The organism is Methanospirillum sp., assembly GCF_028679455.1.
Taxonomy (GTDB): Archaea; Halobacteriota; Methanomicrobia; order Methanomicrobiales; family Methanospirillaceae; genus Methanospirillum.
Map to the genome: position 1 here is coordinate 1 of NZ_JAJRBM010000450.1, position 5,556 is coordinate 5,556.

Consider the following 5,556-nt stretch of genomic DNA (forward strand, 5'->3'; position numbering starts at 1 on the left):
AGTTCGTAGTTCCTGTATCTATGAAAGCGAATTGATCTTCAACACCGGTTTTAAGATCATTCTTTAGGTTTTTCAGATACTCGGTAGAAGTTTCCGGGAACCGTACCTCATACATTTCAATAGTATCATCAAATGACTTCATGGCAGAGGAATAAAATTCCTTTTCATCAGGATTTTTGGTCATTGCGTATGCATCAACTGCAATGCATCCTTTCATCAGATCAAGATAGAGAGGGATCTGGGATCTGTTCTGATCAAAGGAATTTTCGTCAACGTATTTCATTAATTTGTCAAACGATTTTACATGGTTCCAACTATCGGTTTCAAACTGACTCAGAAGTGTTGGATCAATCGTAGTATTCACGTCATATGAAGATAATATCTGGATTAATGTCTGATTCAACTCGGTCCAGGTATTGAATGATTCCTTTCTTATGGCAGTGGCATCCTGATTTGTTTGGGTTGAATTATCCAGAGTACTCAACCAGGAGCCCATGGTTCCGTCATAGTCATACATAGTATTCATCATATCATCCCGATATGATGCATTTCCGGTTTTCAGATACTGATAGGTGTTTTCGATGCAGAACATGTCATACGCATATGTTTTCTCAAGTGCAAGGGCTGCTGATGAAGTCATGGTCCACCCTTCACTTTGATTGGTGATCGTCTCATTCGGTACCATCTGTTCGTCAGCGGTCACCACTGCTCCTAATAACAACATCAGGAGCATCATTTCTACGATGATATGTTTCATATAATCTCATCCGTTCGGAATGGAAAACCAGATTTTCACATCAGTGAGTATACATTCCTTGCGATAATGTCTCTGGTTTCATCATAAAAAATATGATGGATAATGAATAATCTGCTGTGGATCAACCATTTCAAAGAATAATATTTCAAATCAATTGAATTTGCATTTCGCTCTCAAATGTCTCTCCTTTCCGCCTCCCTTTAAAATTATTTTTAACTGCCGGTCGACCTTATAGATAGCCGTGAAATGCGGCTGGGAATCGAACAATGGCAGACTTTACAACCAAAAGTGTCACCAAGTCAGCTGAGCGAAAGCTCACCTCACCTATCGACACCGTAACAAACTTCCTGGCTCTTGTCCAGGACATCATCGAGAACAACCCCTGGGCCTGTACCTCTTACACCTCAAACGGGGCAACCATCGCGGGAGTAGTCAGGGGAACAGAATACTACTCAGGCAAGATCGTGTATGAGAACACAGAAGCAAAGACCGTCGGGCAGATATCGGTCAGGGCTCCGACATCTGCGTCATTCAGCACCGATATCAGCACGATTGTGGCTGCTACGGCAATCAACACCGCAATGGGGGGAACGCCATCACATGACAGCTCTGAAGACTCATTCAGCTGCACCCTCAAGTGTCATGCAGCAAATGACGAACTCTATTCGGTCACCTTCAAACGTGACAGTGTTGTCGTATCAGGATATGAAGCAGACAGCATCCTGACCGGGATCGAGTCCTGGGCAGATACCGTTGCCATCCTGGCATAATCTCCAGGAGATATGATGCGGTTGAACTATCTGGCTCTCGGATCTCTGCTTCTGATCCTGGCCTCGTTCACCGGAGCAGAGTACCTCGGCACAACCATCAGTACCGATGGAACACTCCTGCTTTCAGGATCTGGTGAAAATCCAAACGGATCGTTTGCATCCAGGGTCATGACCGTGGGAGTATCAGAACTCTCACGAATTATTACCGGAGAAGAGTCAGGAATCGGGTTGTCTGTTCAGGGAGCCGGCCCGGTCCTTTTCTCTGATTACACAACCGGCACTACTTTACCTCCCGCTGCTCCGGTCTGTGTCTTTCTCACTGCTGACCGTATTCATGCAGGGAATCGTGCAGACCTGTTCACCTCAGGCATCCTCGGACACGGAACTTATACCATGACCCGGGTACCAGGTCCTGGTCTTTCGGGAGAGACCCTGGTGAACGGGACCGGTATCGCGCTCCTGGGATCAGGAGCAGAAGGAAACGATACTACGAGATCAGCAGGCTTTGTATCAGGAAACATGACCGTCCATGATCTGGTCAGGTTCTGAACCTGAAACAACAGAAGTGATCTGATCTGATGAATCCTGCGAAAGTGTATCACCTCTTCTGATTGCACAGTCTCGTGATTCGGGCACAAACTGCTGCAGAATCAGAGCCCCCTGATCACTTTCACCCTGTTTACCTAATCTTTAGATACTGTGATAGTGAATCACCATGTGCCATACCCATCCTGACCATACCAAAAAACCCTCGCAGGCCTGGTGGATCACCACATCCATGCATGAGATCAGCACTCCACGCTGCGGTATCACCGGGGTGGCATCTTCAGACCTGAAACCCTGGTGTGATGAGACCACATGTAGCACTACTGCTCATCAATGAGTTTGAATTCTCGAACTGAGAAATTTATGGCATCAAAACAGATTTGACGTGATACTATGAATCGAATGAAAACAGACAAACCCCGCACAATCCTTCTCTATCTTGGCAGACCGGGAAGATCGGCGGGGATAAACGACCTGTATCGCCTTATGAGCGTTTGTACCTTTTTGTCACCCGGAGGTACAACTCATGGATAATCGTAACATTCTCTTGATAAGACTCTTCCGGCCCGGTATTCATGCTTCAGTATTGAGTTCCCGGAATCTCTCACCCCGCCGGGACTGGTGACCATGATAACAGATACGAGTCACACCACCCGGTCCATCTCTTTTCATGCAGTGACAGAACTTTCAATGGCAGGATATCAATGTATCAGGGTGGCTGGCCCTTCCCGTCCGTTCGATCTCATCGCATGGAAGGAAGAGAAGATCCTCTTTATTGCGGTCAGACGAACCCGGAGTGAAGGCATCTCCAGGTTTACCGGAGACGTAAGCCGTCTTACCGATCTCGTCAAAACCAGAACGCCTCCCGGCGTGGTTTACCTCTGGATATACCTCTCAAATCATTGTTTCAGGTACCGGATCCTGCCGGGTGGTGCCTTTCCGGTCAAAGGGGAGGCCATACCATGACCTCATCAGACCCACCAACCGTATCAGACGTATCAATGGTACCACCCGTACCACCTGTACCTCCTATACCCACTATATTACCTGTACCCCCTGTACCAGACCACACCACCGGACTGGAAGGCAGGATATGCCCGTTCATCTCATCAGGCCGGGTTCTCGCATCCTGCCTTGGCAGAAGATGCAATGCCTGCAGACGTATCAACCTTGAAGAAGGGGCGGTCTGGGTCTGTGCCCTTATCGATCGGGATTTCTCTGACTCCTGGGAGGTGACCGATCATGTCTATGCCTGATCAGGAAACGACGAATACCGTTCATCCGGTTCGTTCTGCCTGCGATATCCTCTTTGAACCAGGACAGACCGTTGAGGCCAGACTCATCGGCAAACGGGGAACTGCATCAGGGTTTTTTGACAACTATGACCGGCTCATGTCAACAACCGTTCCATTCGATAACCGGGGCGAATATGCAGGAGTGTATGTCACCCTCAACCCGGTAAACCCTGACCTGCTCGCACGGCGGGCAAACCGGATCGAGACCAGGCTTGGAAAAGACGAGAAATCTGCAGGTGACACCGATATCCTCTCACGACGATGGCTTCCCATCGACATCGATCCGGTCAGACCGTCAGGGGTCTCATCATCGGATTCGGAGCACGCTGGAGCCATCGCGAAAGCATCACATATCGCTGCATATCTTGCCGATATCGGATGGCCGCAGCCGGTGATGGCAGACTCAGGCAACGGGGCACATCTGCTGTACCGGATCGATCTTCCCAATGACGAACCATCCCGGGTTCTCGTGAAAAAAGTGCTTGAAACCCTGGATATCCTCTTCTCTGATACCGGTTCAGTGATTGATACCGCGGTGTATAACGCTGCCCGAATCTGGAAACTATACGGAACCACCAGCAGAAAAGGCGACGATATCGCTGCACGACCGCACCGGAAAGCAGCAATCCTCTCGGCCCCGTCTGATATGGTGATCGTCACTCCCGGACAACTCGCTGCCCTTGCCGGGATGTTTCCAAAAGAGGCAGATGCTCTACAAACGTCAGGATCAAAGGCACGGGAATGCAGGAATACGCTGGATCTCGGTGTCTGGCTTGACCGGTACTCAATCGGGTACAGACAGAAGCCATACGCTGGAGGATCACTCTTTGTGCTCGATCAGTGCCCGTTCTCATCTGACCATACCTCAGGGGCGTATGCGATCCAGTTCATGAATGGAGCCATCTTTGCCGGTTGTCATCATACCTCGTGCGGAGGAGGATCCCAACGATGGGCTGAACTCAGGTCGATGTATGAAGGGCAGGCACCATCCCGGTCCTCAAAGAACCGGCATGATACTGGAGAGAAGAACCGCAAACAACCAGTGCTCTCAGAGCCCGGCCAAGGATCTTCTGATTCCAGAGTTAAACAGGATACCTTTACTGATATCCCGGATGAGATCTCAAAAACCGCTTCAACCATCCTCACTACTGGTGATCCCCTCTCCTACATGCTGAAGACTTTTTCCCGTGACCATATCGGGGATCCGGTTGTCGCCGAGTGCCTGGTGATGTCCTTAGCATCCCGACAGGTGATCAACGCAAAGGGTCTGCATGTCTCGGTGACCGGAGAATCCGGTAAAGGGAAGTCCCATGCCTTTGAGACGATGATGAGCCAGGTTCCTGAAGAGTTCAGACTTGAAGGCCGGATGAGTGAGAAGGCCCTCTTTTACATCAAAGGAATGCAGCCCGGAAGCGTGATAGCCCTTGATGATGTTGCATTATCTGACCAGATGCAGGAGATTCTCAAAGGAGTCACAACCTCGTTTCGTCGTCCGTTTACGTACCGGACGGTGAGCAAGGACCGGGTTGGGGAGACCTGTGTTATCCCGGAGCGGTGTGTCTGGTGGGTTGCCAAGGTTGACGGGACCGGAGATGACCAGGTCTGGAACAGGATGCTGACCTGCTGGATTGATGATTCAGAAGATCAGGATGCAGCGGTTCTTGAGCGAACGCTTCATGAGGCTGCCGGACTCAGGCCTGAAAGGATCGATATTCGAAAAGAAGCCCTTGTCTGCCAGGAGATATGGCGACAGATCTCACCAGCCTGGGTGGTAGTCCCGTTTGCGGAGCGGATCAGGTTTTCTTCAGCAATGAACCGGAGAAACCCGGATATGCTGCTTGATCTCGTGCGGGCTCATGCCGTGCTGATGCAGCATCAGCGAGTGCATGTTGAGACTGATGATTCGATCCAGATCTATGCCACCGAAGATGACTTCTCTGCTGCACAGCGGTTGTATACGGCTTTGAACAGCACATCAGGAAGTCTTGAGTCAAAACTTACCAGAAGAGAGGCAGATCTTATCGAGGCGATTCGGTCACACGGGGCCGGAGAAGTAACAATCCCTGATATGCAGCATATCACCGGCTGGTCGTTTTCTGTGATCTACAAGATGCTGCATGGGTCAATAAGCAAAGGACGTGAATATGAAGGTCTTCTCACAAAATGTCCTGCGGTATCTGTCTGCGAC

The 5,556-nt window shown here is 49.8% G+C and carries 7 protein-coding genes; 6 read left to right on the forward strand and 1 reads right to left on the reverse strand.

The window, feature by feature from the left end:
• On the reverse strand, positions 1-757 hold a 757-nt coding region (locus LUQ50_RS15585; protein WP_300041308.1), incomplete at its 3' end, for a hypothetical protein.
• A gap of 266 nt (positions 758-1,023) precedes the next feature.
• On the opposite strand from LUQ50_RS15585, the gene LUQ50_RS15590 reads away from it, so the two are divergent.
• From LUQ50_RS15590 to LUQ50_RS15615, 6 genes are all read left to right on the forward strand, one after another.
• Positions 1,024-1,527 (forward strand): hypothetical protein, encoded by a 504-nt coding sequence (locus tag LUQ50_RS15590; RefSeq protein ID WP_300041310.1) that lies wholly within the window; start codon positions 1,024-1,026, stop codon positions 1,525-1,527.
• A 12-nt stretch (positions 1,528-1,539) separates the two neighbouring features.
• Positions 1,540-2,076: a hypothetical protein gene (locus LUQ50_RS15595; protein ID WP_300041312.1), complete on the forward strand. Its 537-nt coding sequence runs from the start codon at positions 1,540-1,542 to the stop codon at positions 2,074-2,076.
• A gap of 166 nt (positions 2,077-2,242) precedes the next feature.
• Positions 2,243-2,410 carry a hypothetical protein gene (locus tag LUQ50_RS15600; protein ID WP_300041314.1) on the forward strand — a complete coding sequence of 56 codons (168 nt, stop codon included), beginning with the start codon at positions 2,243-2,245 and terminating at the stop codon, positions 2,408-2,410.
• A gap of 290 nt (positions 2,411-2,700) precedes the next feature.
• Entirely contained in the window at positions 2,701-3,039 is a 339-nt protein-coding gene (locus LUQ50_RS15605) for a hypothetical protein (protein ID WP_300041316.1), read from the forward strand.
• Positions 3,036-3,329 (forward strand): hypothetical protein, encoded by a 294-nt coding sequence (locus LUQ50_RS15610; protein ID WP_300041318.1) that lies wholly within the window; start codon positions 3,036-3,038, stop codon positions 3,327-3,329. The genes LUQ50_RS15605 and LUQ50_RS15610 overlap by 4 nt, the downstream gene beginning before the upstream one ends.
• Positions 3,322-5,556 (forward strand): hypothetical protein (locus tag LUQ50_RS15615; protein WP_300041320.1); only part of this gene is annotated, 2,235 nt, incomplete at its 3' end. The genes LUQ50_RS15610 and LUQ50_RS15615, both read left to right, overlap by 8 nt.

Bases quoted from the DNA above. Each gene is read 5' to 3' on its own strand.
- LUQ50_RS15590 (WP_300041310.1), top strand. From the start codon at position 1,024: ATGGCAGACTTTACAACCAAAAGTGTCACCAAGTCAGCTGAGCGAAAG.
- LUQ50_RS15595 (WP_300041312.1), top strand. From the start codon at position 1,540: ATGATGCGGTTGAACTATCTGGCTCTCGGATCTCTGCTTCTGATCCTG.
- LUQ50_RS15600 (WP_300041314.1), top strand. From the start codon at position 2,243: ATGTGCCATACCCATCCTGACCATACCAAAAAACCCTCGCAGGCCTGG.
- LUQ50_RS15605 (WP_300041316.1), top strand. From the start codon at position 2,701: ATGATAACAGATACGAGTCACACCACCCGGTCCATCTCTTTTCATGCA.
- LUQ50_RS15610 (WP_300041318.1), top strand. From the start codon at position 3,036: ATGACCTCATCAGACCCACCAACCGTATCAGACGTATCAATGGTACCA.